This is a genomic window from Bacillus sp. NPDC094106 (genome assembly GCF_044764345.1).
Taxonomy (GTDB): Bacteria; Bacillota; Bacilli; order Bacillales; family Bacillaceae_G; genus Bacillus_A.
The window spans coordinates 36,064-50,614 of sequence record NZ_JBIWHY010000018.1; the positions used below are offsets into that span (position 1 = coordinate 36,064).

Annotated in this window: 14 protein-coding genes; 2 read left to right on the forward strand and 12 right to left on the reverse strand. The window is 36.7% G+C overall.

Annotated elements, in window-relative coordinates; all coding sequences use genetic code 11:
• Positions 1–116: 116 nt before the first annotated feature.
• The 6 genes from ACIQ7L_RS22175 to panE form a co-directional block, all read right to left on the reverse strand.
• Positions 117–2,033 (reverse strand): stage V sporulation protein D, encoded by a 1,917-nt coding sequence (locus ACIQ7L_RS22175; protein WP_400571700.1) that lies wholly within the window; start codon positions 2,031–2,033, stop codon positions 117–119.
• A gap of 102 nt (positions 2,034–2,135) precedes the next feature.
• Entirely contained in the window at positions 2,136–4,289 is a 2,154-nt protein-coding gene (locus ACIQ7L_RS22180) for a penicillin-binding protein (protein WP_400571702.1), read from the reverse strand.
• Positions 4,290–4,306: 17 nt separating this feature from the next.
• Complete coding sequence (gene ftsL / locus ACIQ7L_RS22185) at positions 4,307–4,672, reverse strand: cell division protein FtsL (protein WP_097895071.1); 366 nt, start codon at positions 4,670–4,672, stop codon at positions 4,307–4,309.
• A 12-nt stretch (positions 4,673–4,684) separates the two neighbouring features.
• Positions 4,685–5,617, reverse strand: a complete 933-nt coding sequence (rsmH, locus tag ACIQ7L_RS22190; RefSeq protein ID WP_097895070.1) for a 16S rRNA (cytosine(1402)-N(4))-methyltransferase RsmH — start codon at positions 5,615–5,617, stop codon at positions 4,685–4,687.
• A 369-nt stretch (positions 5,618–5,986) separates the two neighbouring features.
• Entirely contained in the window at positions 5,987–7,603 is a 1,617-nt protein-coding gene (gene bshC / locus ACIQ7L_RS22195) for a bacillithiol biosynthesis cysteine-adding enzyme BshC (RefSeq protein WP_400571704.1), read from the reverse strand.
• 79 nt (positions 7,604–7,682) lie between these two features.
• Positions 7,683–8,564 (reverse strand): 2-dehydropantoate 2-reductase, encoded by an 882-nt coding sequence (gene panE / locus ACIQ7L_RS22200; protein ID WP_400571705.1) that lies wholly within the window; start codon positions 8,562–8,564, stop codon positions 7,683–7,685.
• Between the two features lie 320 nt (positions 8,565–8,884).
• Here panE and ACIQ7L_RS22205 point away from each other — a divergent pair, with 320 nt between their 5' ends.
• On the forward strand, positions 8,885–9,358 hold the full coding sequence (locus ACIQ7L_RS22205; RefSeq protein ID WP_400571707.1) for an N-acetyltransferase: 474 nt from the start codon (positions 8,885–8,887) through the stop codon (positions 9,356–9,358).
• Between the two features lie 81 nt (positions 9,359–9,439).
• On the opposite strand, the gene ACIQ7L_RS22210 is transcribed toward ACIQ7L_RS22205, so the two are convergent.
• From ACIQ7L_RS22210 to ACIQ7L_RS22225, 4 genes are all read right to left on the reverse strand, one after another.
• Positions 9,440–9,961 carry an RsfA family transcriptional regulator gene (locus tag ACIQ7L_RS22210; RefSeq protein WP_400571709.1) on the reverse strand — a complete coding sequence of 174 codons (522 nt, stop codon included), beginning with the start codon at positions 9,959–9,961 and terminating at the stop codon, positions 9,440–9,442.
• Between the two features lie 186 nt (positions 9,962–10,147).
• The gene (locus ACIQ7L_RS22215) at positions 10,148–10,282 is read right to left on the reverse strand and encodes a hypothetical protein (RefSeq protein WP_255257249.1); all 135 of its coding nucleotides are present in this window, start codon (positions 10,280–10,282) and stop codon (positions 10,148–10,150) included.
• 122 nt (positions 10,283–10,404) lie between these two features.
• The gene (gene rpmF / locus ACIQ7L_RS22220; protein ID WP_001984764.1) at positions 10,405–10,578 is read right to left on the reverse strand and encodes a 50S ribosomal protein L32; all 174 of its coding nucleotides are present in this window, start codon (positions 10,576–10,578) and stop codon (positions 10,405–10,407) included.
• A 61-nt stretch (positions 10,579–10,639) separates the two neighbouring features.
• Positions 10,640–11,140, reverse strand: a complete 501-nt coding sequence (locus ACIQ7L_RS22225; RefSeq protein WP_097895059.1) for a YceD family protein — start codon at positions 11,138–11,140, stop codon at positions 10,640–10,642.
• Positions 11,141–11,293: 153 nt separating this feature from the next.
• Here ACIQ7L_RS22225 and ACIQ7L_RS22230 point away from each other — a divergent pair, with 153 nt between their 5' ends.
• Positions 11,294–12,535 carry a nucleotidyltransferase gene (locus ACIQ7L_RS22230; protein WP_400571813.1) on the forward strand — a complete coding sequence of 414 codons (1,242 nt, stop codon included), beginning with the start codon at positions 11,294–11,296 and terminating at the stop codon, positions 12,533–12,535.
• 103 nt (positions 12,536–12,638) lie between these two features.
• On the opposite strand, the gene ACIQ7L_RS22235 is transcribed toward ACIQ7L_RS22230, so the two are convergent.
• On the reverse strand, positions 12,639–13,664 hold the full coding sequence (locus ACIQ7L_RS22235; RefSeq protein WP_400571712.1) for a SepM family pheromone-processing serine protease: 1,026 nt from the start codon (positions 13,662–13,664) through the stop codon (positions 12,639–12,641).
• Positions 13,657–14,448 (reverse strand): patatin-like phospholipase family protein, encoded by a 792-nt coding sequence (locus ACIQ7L_RS22240; protein WP_141523160.1) that lies wholly within the window; start codon positions 14,446–14,448, stop codon positions 13,657–13,659. The genes ACIQ7L_RS22235 and ACIQ7L_RS22240 overlap by 8 nt, the downstream gene beginning before the upstream one ends.
• Between the last annotated feature and the right edge of the window lie 103 nt (positions 14,449–14,551).

Here is a 14,551-nt window from a genome sequence, read left to right on the forward strand (position 1 = left end):
CCTTATTTTCAGAAGAAATATATCGCATCTTCATAGAAATTAAATTTCTATGAAAACAAGTCTTCTATATTGAACTAACTTCCACCAATTGTATCATAAAACACAACCTCTTACCTTTAATTACCGAAGTAAATTCTAATTTTCGAGCCCTCTTTTACTTTAGCACCCGCTTCTGGTGATTGTTTAATTACCTTTTCTCCTTCACCACTTACATCGAGTTGTAAATCTACAAGCTGTGTTTGTAAATCCTTCTTGTTCATTCCAATTAAATCTGGAACTTCTACAGTAGGCGTATCGCCCCATTTATATTCTTTTTCAACTTGCTCTTTTCTCGGCTCTACTCCCATAGCAGGAAGCGCATCACGAAGTATATTTCCAACAATTGGTGCAGCAACCACCCCACCAAATTGAGTTACTCCTTTCGGATTATCAACTGCAACATATACTACAATTTGCGGATCATCTGCTGGAGCAAATCCAATAAAAGATACAATATAGTTATTGTCTAAGTATTTTCCGTCTTTTACCTTTTGGGCAGTCCCCGTCTTTCCACCAACACGATAACCATCAATATATGCACCTTTACCAGAACCTTTCGCTACAACATTCTCTAACGCATAGCGAACTTTCTCTGATGTTTCCTTGGAAATAACTTTTCTTTTTGCAACTGGCGTTTTCTTGCTTACAACCTGATTATTCGATGGATCAACAAATTCCTTTGCAATATATGGTTGATATAACGTTCCACCATTTACAGCTGCAGCTACCGCAGCAACTTGCTGAATTGGTGTAACAGAAACACCTTGACCAAAAGAAGTCGTCGCTTGTTCAACTGGACCAACCTTATCTAAGTTAAATAAAATCCCTTTTCCTTCTCCTTGCAGGTCAATCCCTGTCTTCTGTCCGAAACCAAAATCCCGAATGTATTGGAATAACTTCTCTTTTCCAAGACGATCTCCAAGCTCAATAAAACCTGGGTTACAAGAGTTTTGGACAACTTCTAAAAACGTTTGACTACCATGCCCTCCAGCTTTCCAACAACGTAACCTAGCACCACCAACTTCAGCTGCTCCATCATCATAAAACGTATCTTTCTCTAAGTCTACTAATTTTTCATTTAAAGCAGCTGCCAATGTAATGATTTTAAAAGTCGATCCTGGCTCATATGTACTCCATACGGGCAAGTTTCGATTAAATACCTCTGGTGAAACACTCTGAAAGTCTGTCGGATCAAAACTTGGACGACTCGACATCCCTAAAATTTCACCATTCTTCGGATTCATAGCAATTGCAATCATACCGTCTGGATTATAAGTGGATTCTGCTATATTAAGCTCTCTTTCCATAATTGTTTCGATACGAGAATCGATTGTTAATTTCAAATCCAGACCAGCCTCTGGTTTTTTAAAATCATCACCAACATTTGGCATCCGTTGCCCTTTTGCATCTGCAAAAAAGCGGACATGGCCTTTATCACCATTTAATTCTTTATCATAATACGCCTCAAGTCCCATAAGACCCTGATTATCACTACCAGCAAACCCTAATACGTGCGATAAGTATTTTCCGAATGGATAATACCGAATAGAATCTTCAGCAATATAAACACCTTTTAAGCTTAAACCACGTACTTCTTTCGCCTTATCATGCGAAATTTTCCTTCCGCCTTTATCCAATCTTACAATGGATTCTTTTTTTGTAATCCGCTTGTAAATTTCCTCTTTGTCCACACCTAAAACTGCAGCTAATTTCTCTGCAGTCTCTGCTGGCTTTTCAATTTGCCTCGGTACAACAAAGACAGTTGGCGCACTTTTATTTGTTGCAAGCTCTACACCGTTTCGATCTAAGATCTTCCCGCGCTCAGGTTCAAAAGTAATATTACGACTCCACGAATCCTTCGCACGATCTGTCAACATATTTCCAAGAAAAAACTGCACATATCCAAGACGAATATCAATAATTGTAAAAATAAGTATCCCAGATACCAGTATAAAAATAAGTCGTTTCCTAACAGTTACATTTGACACACGCATATTGGAACAAGCCTCCCTTACGCCTAGCTTGTTCCAATATATGCTTGTACCTATTTGATTAGAACTTTCTACTTTCGTTTATATCCACTCTTTATTTTCATGTTAAGGTTTATCCGCCTCTTGCTGCGGTTCAAGTGGCGGCACAAGTGTTACAGCTAATTCTGTACCAGGTTGCAGCAATGTTCCTTCCGCTACACTTTGTTCTGTTACATACCCTGTACCAGATGGTTTCAAGTTAAGATTTAACGTTTTTGCTAAATTCATAACATCACGCAGTGCCCAGCCCTGTATATTTGGCATTGTCGGTTTATCCCCTACTAAGAAGATTCGATCGCCCTTCAATGTTTTTTCAGTTGCTTTTGGCACTTGCTGTTTCACTTTACCTTCACCTAGTTTAATTGGACGGAATTTCTCTTTCTCCTCTAACGCTTTTGCCGCCTCTTCCATCGTTTTTCCAGTAACATCTGGAACAACGGCTTGCTGTTCTTTTACATATTTCTTCGGATCTTTTACTTCTTGTGGTTTAATCTTTAAATACTCTAAACTATCTTTTGTTACTGATTTAAATATTTCAGCAAGTGGTTGTGCCCCGTATTCATTATCTTTTAATTTCGGTTGCTTAATTGCCAAATAGACAATCAATTGAGGGTCGTCTATCGGTGCCATACCTAGGAATGAGAAAATATAATTCTCTCTTCCAGTCATATAACCGCCTTTTCCATCAGGAATTTGTGCTGTTCCTGTTTTACCACCAACCGAGTATCCATCTATCTTGTAGGCATTCCCTGTTCCTTTCGGTGATGTAACAACACGTTCTAGTAATTGTCTTACTTGTGCTGCTGTTTCTTTTGAAACTGGCTTCCCTACCTCTTCTGGCTTATGCTGTAATTCCGCCTTCTCTGTTATTGGATCTACAATTCGATCGATTACATAAGGTTTCATCATTTTCCCATCATTTGCAATCGCTGTTGCAGCTTGTACAAGCTGTATTGGAGTGACAGTAGAACCTTGCCCAAACGCTGTTGTTACTTGCTGAATTTGCGAATCAAATACAATTTTATTTTCAACTTCACCTTGTAAATCAATCCCCGTCTTTTCATCCAGTCCAAACTTATGAATATATTGACGGAAAAGGTCTGGTCCAAGTTTTTGATCTCCTAAAATAGCAAATGCAACGTTCGAAGAACGCTCAACCCCTTCATCGAACGTAATAGATCCCCAACCAGCACCATCATTATGATCTTTTATTTTACGATTTCCAACTGAATATGTACCAGACTGATAATATTCCTGACCGTTATATTTCCCTTCATTAATCGCTGCTGCCAATGTGAAAATCTTCATCGTCGACCCTGGCTCAAACGCATTTGCGACTGGCACATTTAAAAAATTTTTAACAACAGGTTTATTGGGATCAAAACTAGGACTACTGGACATCGCTAATATTTTCCCAGTTTTCGGATCTGCCACAACTGCAGTTAACATTTCAGGTTTATAATGCTTCTCCGCCGCCTTCATCGCATTTTCTAAAAAGCTTTGAATGCGCTGGTCAATTGTCAAATACACATTATCTCCATTTTTAGGCGGTTTTATATTTTGTTTTCCGCCTTCAAGAGGAACTCCATTACGTCCCCCTGTATATCCCACACTTCCATTAGAAGCACGTAAAAATTTGTCTAAACTCTGTTCTAACCCATATTCTCCTTTTGTAACACCATCTTTATCATCTGGTCTTGCATAACCTAATACATAAGACGCAAAGTCTCCATTCGGATACACTCTTGCTTTTTCGGTAACAAATGAAATCCCTTGTATGTTAAGAGCTTCTATTTGTTCTTTCTTCTCTTTCGTCAAGTTCTTTCCTATCGTTCCAAACTCTACCTGACTCTTATCTTTTTTTAAAGTGGCTAAAATTTCATCTTCGCTCGCTCCGAGTACACCTGCAATTTTTTTAGCAGCGTCCTCTTTATCTTTTACCGGCTTTTCGCCTTTCAACGTTGCGACAAGCTTGTAGGAGTTCGCATCTTGTGCTAACACATGTCCATTTTGGTCATAAATCGTTCCACGGTTCGCTTCAAGTATACCTGTTTTACTATGTTTATCTTGGGCAAGTTTCTCTAAGTCCTGATTATGCACTGTTCCTGTTGCTTGAATATAAAAGAATCGGGCTAGCAACAGCAAAAAGAGCAGGAGGAAAAATATCATAAAGTAACCTGCTCCCTTATTAGTATGAAGTTTGTTCATATTCATCTTCATATTTGTTTCACACCTATTTATTGTAGGCCTTTTACATTATTCGCGTTAATTTCTAGCCCGTGTTTTTTTGCAATTTCAGCGATACGCTCATAGCGACTTAATTTTTCTACTTCAGCTTGTAATTCTTGATTTTCTTTTTGTTGTTTCACAATTGTATCCTCTATATTTGCTGCTTCTGCATCAACTTGGTATAATCCAGCCTTATTACCAATAAAAGCTACACAGGCATATAATAAAAAGCCAATAAAAGCCACATACAACAGTTTCTCAATTCTTGTAATCTTCGCTTTAGCTTTTGGTTGTACCATCTGCTGTGGAACTTGAGACTGTAACTGTACCTGTTCTTGCGCTTGTTGTTTGTACTTTACAGCTAAATTTGTCATACCTCTCTCCTTTTATCGTTTTTCGGCGATCCGTAACTTCGCAGAACGCGCACGATTATTTTCTTCTAACTCTACATCAGAAGGTAAAAGCGGCTTTCTTGTGATAAGCTTTAGTTTCGGCTTAAACTCATCAGGAATAATTGGTAATCCAGGAGGAAGCTGTGGTGTTGTACTATTTCGTTTAAATGTTGTTTTACAAATACGATCTTCTAACGAATGGAATGTAATCACACTAATTCTTCCGCCAGGCTTGACCATTTCAATTGCAGATTCCAATGCTTCCTCAAATACTTTCAATTCATCATTTACAGCAATACGAATCGCTTGAAATACTCGTTTTGCAGGATGTCCACCTGTTCTACGAGCTGGAGCAGGAATTCCTTCTTTAATTAACTCTACTAACTCCCCTGTCGTTTCAATTGCCTTACTCTCACGATACGCTTCAATTTTTCTTGCAATTTGTTTTGAAAATTTCTCTTCACCATACTGGAAGAAAATTCTTACGAGTTGTTCATATGACCAGCTGTTCACAACATCATATGCTGTTAACGGGGCATCTTGATCCATCCGCATATCTAACGGCGCATCATGATGGTAACTAAAACCACGCTCTGGTGTATCTAATTGAGGGGAAGAAACGCCTAAATCAAATAAAATCCCATCTACTTCTGTAATACCTAATTCATGTAGCTTTTCTGATAAATAACGAAAGTTACTCTTCACTGTTACAAATTGATCACCATAAGAAGAAAATTTTTCTTTTGCATTTTGAATCGCAATCTCATCTTGATCAAATGCAATTAACTTTCCCCCTTCCGTTAGCTGGGATAATAGATAAGAACTATGACCGCCGCCACCTAACGTACAATCTACATATGTACCATCTGGCTTTATATCCAAGCCATCTACTGTTTCTTTTAAAAGCACTGTTACGTGTTTAAACATCGTTGCACCTACTCTTTTTCCAAATAATTATGCTGAACGCACTTCTTTCTCCTAGCTAATATATATAAGCTGGAAAAATAAACAATGTTAAAGTGCGACTCATTCAACTCACCATTAGTGAAAAGGATTATCCACTGATCGCAGCTTTAATTTATTATATACTAAATTTTATCATTTTTTGCGGGAATTTAAATAAAAACATGTCGAAAAACATAATAATACGTTTACATTTTGTGCTATTTTGTCATATATGTTTATTTTATTTATTATGAGCACTATCCAGCCATCTAATCATACAATTCAGAAAATTATTATTTTACAGGTAATTCCACAGAACAAAAATAAAATCCTGCTCCGAAGAGCAAGATTTTATAGTTTTATAACGTGATGCTTTCCATCCCAAGAATAAGACTGCTCCATCACTCTTTGAACAAAATCAAGACCGAACTGATTTAAATAATAACATATATTCCATACTCGTTCTTGCGGCGCTCCTAGTGGCCGAAGCGCAAATTGTAGACGGCGAAATTTATTCAACTCAACTTCATGTTTTTTCTCAACATTTCGTTTTAACATTCTTTCTAACAATTCAATTTGTTCTTTAATTTTCCGCTCATTTTCTCCAGCAAAATCATTTAAACCAGGATCTATCCTTTTTACAAACTGTTGTAAGGATGTGTGAATTTCCATCATTCCCTTTTTCGCTTCAAGGAATTGCTCTTCTATTGGCTCTTCTATTTGATTAGACAGCCAGTTTTCACGTATTTCACCTATATCTTTTACAAACGGATCGCTTTCTTGTAAATGTAGATCATATAAATCTGTTATAATATTCCGTTCCATATAGCTAATTGTAAGACGCGGAACAACCGGAGGCATTTGGAAACCAAACACATGAAATACTTGCTGTAATTCACTCCAGTACGCAATCTCACCTGGCCCTCCAATAAACGCTAATGTCGGGAAAATATATTCCTGCATAAGCGGCCTAGTTACAACATTATTGCTAAATCGCTCTGGATTTCTTTCCATTTCCCCTATCAATTCTTCATACGAAAATGAATACGTACCATCTTGCCCAACAAATTCCCCATTCTTTTCTTCTAACAATACACGCTCTTCGTCAATTTGCATAAATACATGTATTGCATTTGATTTGGTTTCAATAATTGGCTTATACCCTTGTTCTCTAATGATCTGCTGTTGACTATGAAGAGCTTCCTGAACTGCTTTATATCGGCTTATAATTTGTTTGAAAAAGGAAACTTCTAATTTCCTAAGTGCTGGATGATGTGAATCGACAAGAATCAAGCCTGTATCTGTAAACAGCTTCATAATGAGGTGTGCGAAGAAATCTACATATGTCCGAGACTTCTGCAAGGCATCCTCAACGAATTGTAATACATCTTTTGTAAAATTTGTTTCTGGATACGTTTTAAAAATCTCATCGATCCACTTTCTGCAGTCTTCAATTGAAAGATCCGATTCAGAGGCACTTACCTTTTTAGGATGACGATCATGAAAAATCATCTTTTTTATTTTTTTATTTTTTGTTACAAATGTATGATTAATTTCATCAATGTCATGATCTTCACCAGCAATCCAAAAAACAGGAACAACTCGAACCCCTAGACTTGCTTCTTTCTCTTTCGCAAGCTGTAATATCGAAATAATTTTATGCACTGTATAGAGTGGTCCTGTTAATAGTCCAGCTTGTTGTCCTCCGATAACAACATATGTATTTTCATCTGCAAGCGCTTCTATATTACGAAGCGTATATTCTCCAGCATGTAACTGTGTATTATATTTTAATAAATGCTCCACCAAATCTTGACGGAAAAACTTTTTATCACGTAAATCATGCAGACGTTGTTTAAATCCATCTTCTGTTAACTGATAGTCAAAACATGCCTGTATCTCTTTTTTGCCCTTCCTATAGTCCGCCGCAACACCTTGTAGCGGAACAGAGATTTCTTTTATCTCCATATAATTCTTCCTTTCGTATCCTGTTCTCTCACCAATCCACATTGTAGTCAATGTTTGATGCAAAAGCAAAGAATATACCTTACCGCTCTAATCCTCTTATTGCGTTATACAAAAATTGAAGTGTAGGTACTTGTTTTTGCTGTTTCTTCGCTTCCCCCAACACATAGCCAACAATAGCGTCAATTTCTGTTTTTCGCTTTCCCTTCACATCAGCTAACATGGAAGATGTATTACTAGACGTTTTTTCACACACACGACAAACCATTCGCCACAGCTCTTCTTTTTTTTCCTCTCTAATAAGAAATATAACTTCATTAAATACTTGCTTCATTGCTTGATAAAAAAATGGATTTGATAATAATTCTCCGTTTTGCACTCCAAACAGCGCTGTTAAAGGATTAATACATACATTCACTACCAATTTATTGTACATTGTCTGTTTCCAATCATTCTCTACTTGTAACGAAAACAATTGAGAAGAAAAACAATTGAATACCGCTTCAAATGGAACATGATTACCACGTACCAGACCAAACTTTGTAACACCTATCCCGGTATGATGTACTGTATGTTCATTCACCTTTTTTGCTCCATGTTCTACAATACCTACAGCCATATTTTCACACTGTAATTTTTGCATGACTTGAAGATGAGACATCCCATTTTGCAAAAAGATTAGTTGTTGTTGTTCAGTTATAAAAGGCAGTATATCAGTTAAATGATACTGTTTTACAGCAATGAATGTATAATCCAATCTCTCACCTAACACATTTTCTAATGGCAAAACATTCGGAAATACAGTTTCTCGTTTTCCATTTTGAATGCAAGTTATCCCCATCTGCATTATTCTCTCTGCTTGCTCGAATGTTCTTGTAAACAATGTAACATCTTGCCCATTTTTTTTAAAATAAAATGCATAAAGTAGACCAATGGCTCCCGGACCAACAATTCCAATCTTCATTTCTCTTCACGCAAGAGCCTCCCCTAAATCACTAGATATAAAAATATCTTGCAGTCCATTCAGAGCCCTTGACTCCCCCCATCTAATATGTATTGTTATAACATTGATTATATCCTATTTATCATTCACCAAACATAGCTTCTTCTCTTACATGTATATATTGATTACCAATACATTTCATATTCCAGTGTAGCAAATCTTCAAAAAATACCGAAAGAAATTTTCTATGTTCTTCATAAAAATGAAAAAATGAGTTATAATATTATTGAAAATATTTATACTTTTCTTTATTTTATAAGACAAGAAAAGGACGTGGTGAAATGACATTCCCAAAAGTTGAGCGCTTGCTCATCAACTATAAAACATTAGATGAATTCAAAAAATTCAAAGGCTGTGGTGCTCAAGAACTCTCTATGTTTGAAGAATTACAAGCAAATATTATTGAAAACGATAGCGAATCCCCATTTTACGGCATTTATTACGGTGGATCTCTTATCGCACGTATGAGTTTGTACATGAGAAGACATGGTGAGGCAAACCTTGAAATTACAGGATCTTACGTAGAGCTTTCCAAACTTGAAGTATTACCAAACTTCCAAAAGCAAGGTTTCGGTCAAATGCTTGTTAATTATGTGAAACAACTGCAATTTCCTATTAAAACAACAGCACGCATTCAATCTGCCGCATTTTGGGATAAACTAAATTTCCAAAAAACAACAACGACTGATGGCGAATTTTATATTTGGTACCCAGAAACTAATTTGAATGCGGTTACAAACGAAGAATCTGCATAAGGGGACACTTTAATCAGTGTTCATCGTCTACTGCTCGTTAATAGCGGGATAAAAATAAAAACAGCTGAGTAACAGCTGTTTTTATTTTTTTAACTTTTCTAATATTTCATGCTCATGCACAGCATCTTTTTCTTTTGCCTCTAGTACCATTACACTTCTTTTTCGATCAATATAGTCAAGCAAAGTTCGATACTCTTCCTCATATACCGCTAAACGCTGAAGAAGCCATTCTTTCTCCTTTTGCAGTAATTCAATTTTCTGTTGCAATACTTTTGATTCTTTTTCATCTTTATATTTTTGTAAGAAATCAATAACATCATTCAATGTAATAGATATAGATGAATTTTCTATCACTTTCGGTTGCTTCACTTCATAATTCTCTACCTTGCGAATTTGTTTCGCTTCTTCAATACGTTCTTTATACTGCTTTCTAACGTAAGAATTCCATCTGAAGCCACAGGCTGCAGGTGTACGAGATAAATTCCTACCTACCTCTTTAAAGGCGGAAAGTTGCGTTCCTCCTTCTCGAATATGCCGGAGTACTACTTCTGCCAGAAGCAAGTCTTCATCATCATTCCATGCATCTTGTCGTGTTGTCGCCATCTTTCTAGTCCTCCTTATGCATTTTTTATTAAACATATGCAGTTACTAGAAAAGATAGAATGCCAACATGCAAAGAATATCTTTTTCTATTTCTTTAAAGTTGTAACAATCGCTCGCCTATGCTCTTCCAATTCCCATAACCGTGCACATTCTGCACAAAATAACTACACACTTCAGCCCATCTTCTTACCTAATGTCTTGTATCACTTTTTCTAATGCATCCATCATTTCACCATTAATTGCATCGTGATGTTTCGGCCGATTTAATGTAATCCATATTACCGCTTCTTTATGTTCTACTAAAAGGTTTACAATCCTCATCTCTCCCTTTCCTTCACAAAGTTATGTTTGAGAAAAATGGCAAAAAACCTTTCATTCTTCTTAATAGAAAAAGACAAAAAAAATAAACGTAGAAGATACTCTTCTACGTTTATTTTTTGCAATTACTTGCTGATTACTTCTTTACCTTTGTAAGTACCGCATGCTTTACATACACGGTGAGCTAATTTCGCTTCACCACAGCTTGGGCACTCTACCATACCAGGTACTGATAATTTGAAATGCGTGCGACGCTTTCTTTTTACTGTTTTAGAAGTTCTTCTAAAAGGTACAGCCATTCTTCCCACCTCCTTAAAAGAAATAGTTATTTTCATATGAAGGCCTGAACCAGTCTTCCGATTATTTGTCAAAAAACTTCGCAAGTCCTGCTAATCGTGGATCAACAGGCTTTTCTTTGCTTTCTTCCGAAATCACTTGCCAGTCTTGACCTTGCGTCGGTGCTCCACCGGAAACATCATCACTGAAAATTTGCATTGGAATCTCCAAAAGTATATTTTCCTTGATTATAGGGAGTAAGTCAAGTACTTCTCCTTCTAAACAATGGATTTCAGCTTCCGTTTCATACTCTTCTTCTGAAGTTTGGAACACCTCAGTTGTTTTAATGTCAAATGGTAATGTCACATCTACTAAAGAGCGAGAACATGGTAAAACCATGCTTCCAGTTATATGTAGATGGAACGTAAACTTACCGGAGCCAAAATCAACTCTACCTGTTACATGGACAGGATGAATTTCACGAATTTCTTTCTCGACTTCTTTTAGCTCACTTACATCTACCATCTCATCTAATGTCAATCCTTTATGTCTCAATTTGTTTAATTGATGGATGGACCATTTCATATCATATCACCTCAAGGCAACAAACAAAATTATAGCTAGCCATTTTATATTTGTCAATGTTTTTTCTTTACACTATAATGGAGTCATTATAGTAAATAATATATAGAGTATCATGTTTTTAGAAAAGATGCTACACCGAAAGGAGAGATTATCATAAAGGCAAGCGGTATTGTTGTTGAATATAACCCCTTTCATAACGGTCATGCTTATCATGTGCAACAAACAAAAAACTTAACACAGTCTGATGTTACAATTGCCGTCATGAGTGGCCCTTTTTTACAACGCGGCGAGCCAGCTCTCGTATCAAAATGGTATCGAACAAAGATGGCTTTAGCAGGTGGCGTTGATCTTGTTGTCGAACTCCCTTATGCGTTTGCAACTCAAAAAGCTGAAACATTTGCAAATGGAGCGATTTCCATTTTAGATGCTCTTGGCGTGTCTGAAATTTGCTTCGGCAGTGAAGATGGAAAAGCAGAACATTTCTATAACACCATCTCTTTACGAAAGAAAGAAAAGGATACTTTTGATCGCCTCATACAACAATTTATGAATGCAGGTAATAGTTACGCAAAAGCTACATCTGAAGCCTTTTTACATATTTCATCGCATGAAAACACTGTAGATATGTCACAGCCGAATAACATTTTAGGCTTACATTACATCGAGGCAATTCTTTCACGAAAAAGTTCCATACATGCTCAAACTATAAAAAGGTTCGCATCCCATTATCACGACGAAACCTTTCAAGATCAACATATTGCAAGTGCAACAAGTATTCGTAAACAACTGTTTAGCGAAAGCAGTTCATTTACAGATATTGAGCCTTTCGTTCCGAATGTAACTTCCTCACTTTTAGCAGACTACAAGCAAACATACGGTATGTTACATAACTGGGAAAAGTATTTTTCATTTTTCAAATACAAGCTCCTGACAATGTCTCCTCAGGAACTACAACATATATATGAAATCGAAGAAGGTTTAGAGCATCGTATTTTATCAAAAATACATAATTCTTCATCATTTCTTACGTTCATGGAAGCATTAAAAACAAAGCGGTATACGTGGACTAGATTACAACGAGCTTGTACACATATTTTAACCAATACAACAAAAGAAGATATGGCACGAGCAAACATAGGGCAACATGCACCATATATTCGACTGCTTGGTATGTCACAAAAAGGACAATCTTATATTTCCAAAAATAAAAAGAAAATAGAACTTCCAATCCTTACTCATACAAAGACATTCCAGCATCCAATTTTAGATATAGAACGAAAAGCAAACGCTGTTTATCTTTCTGCGTTACAAGAACCTTTCCGTATGAAATGTATACAACAAGATATCATACAACATCCAATCCGATATGATGAAACAACTGTAAGGTTCCTATAAAGCCCCTAACATCGGGTAGCTCTTTTCTATCCAACTGCGTTGCTTGTGTTTAAAATTAGAGGAATTACACCTGAAAAAAGTAAACCTCTCTGAAGCGAGAGGTTTATTTTTTTTCAGGCATTTTTTCTAAATACGCTAATGCATCATCCAATGTATCTACCGGCACGATTTTCATTTTCGTCTTAATATCCTTCGCCGCTTCAAGAGCATCTTTATAATTCGATTTCTTTGCCCCTTTTTCATTTGGTGCAAAGAATATTTCGGCTCCTGCATCACTAGCAGCTACAACCTTTTGTTGAATCCCACCAATCGGACCAACTTCTCCTTTTTCATTAATGGTTCCCGTTCCAGCAATCTCATGACCTTTTGTCATATCCTTTTCAGTCAATTGATTATAAATTTCTAATGTAAACATTAATCCTGCTGATGGTCCCCCAATTTCATGTGAATCGATTTTTACCTTTGGATCTACTGCTAATTCCCTTTCAGTAACAATGGAAACGCCAATACCAACACGCCCCTTGCCATCAGGAATTTGTTTTAGCGTTAATTTTTCCGTAGAATGTTTTCCACCTCGAATGTACTCAACACTTACTACATCGCCTTCTTTTTTACCTGCCATGTATTCCACAAATTGATCTATTGTTTCAAAAGGATGTCCATCAACACTTACAATGACATCACCTAGCTTTAACTTTCCTTCTGATGGCATATTTTTCGCAATCCCAGCAACTAAAACCCCTTTGTTTTGAAAGGAAACTGAACGATTCGCTCGCTTATACGCATTATAAATGGCTGCGTTTTGAGAATCTTTCATCGCATATTCTTGGCGAAATTGATATTCTTCATCACTTTCACCTTTTTGCAATATTTCTTCCGCTTTCGAAATATGATTATATTTATTAAATTGTGCAGCTATTAAATTCACCACATTTGCAGGCCCCATCGAAACGGTTACGAGCATAAAATCTCCAGACTCTTTCTTTCCTCCTTCAACTTGTACATACGGCGTTAATTTCGCTGCCATACCTGGTTTTGTTACATAATACGGAAGGCGTACGTACACAAGTAACATCGCCAATATAACCCCTATTAGGATTGCATATATAAACCGAAAACGCTTAAACATTATTTTTCTCCTTCCACTGTTCAATTAGTAAATAAATATCTTGAATATGTTTTTCCGCTTCTTCTTCTCCTACTTGAATAATGTCTTCAATATTCGTAAAAGCACGTGAACTAAACCGCTCTACTGCTGGACGCATCATTAAATCCGATGCAATTTGTCGATTGACAATGAGCTCATGCTGCATAATTTCAATACTTTGCATAATCACATCATAGATAGAGGTCACTTCGCCATTGATCTTAATCGGAGATACATCTACAGCGATTACAATGTCAGCGCCTAACTCTTTGACAACGGATACAGGGATACGATCAATCACCCCACCATCCACTAATAAACGACCATCTATTTTCTCCGGTACAAACACTCCTGGCACAGAGATACTCGCTCTCACCGCGTCCGCAATAGAACCGCTTGTAAATACAACTTTTTCCCCCTTTAAAATGTCAGTGGCCACAACTGCAGTTGGGATATCTAACTCTTCTAATTTTTTATTGTATGTAAACATTTTAATCATATCTTTTACACGTTTCCCAGAAATAAATCCCATTTTCGGTACAGTAAAATCCAAATAATACTTTCTTTTAAATACAGTCGCCAATCGGTAGAGCCTCTCAACGTTGCAACTTGCCGCATAAAATGTCCCAATTAATGCTCCTATGCTACTTCCTGCAATCATATCAATAGGAATATTCGCTTCACGTAATACTTTAATAATCCCCACATGCGCAAAGCCTTTTGCACCTCCAGATCCAAGAGCCAAGCCTATTTTCGGTTCGTTCATTTCTCTCACCCTTAAATTTTTTTCACTCCCTTTTTCATACTTATGGTCTAAACTCGCCATGTATCCACGTATACTGAAATGAGCGTTTTTTGGGACAAAGGGG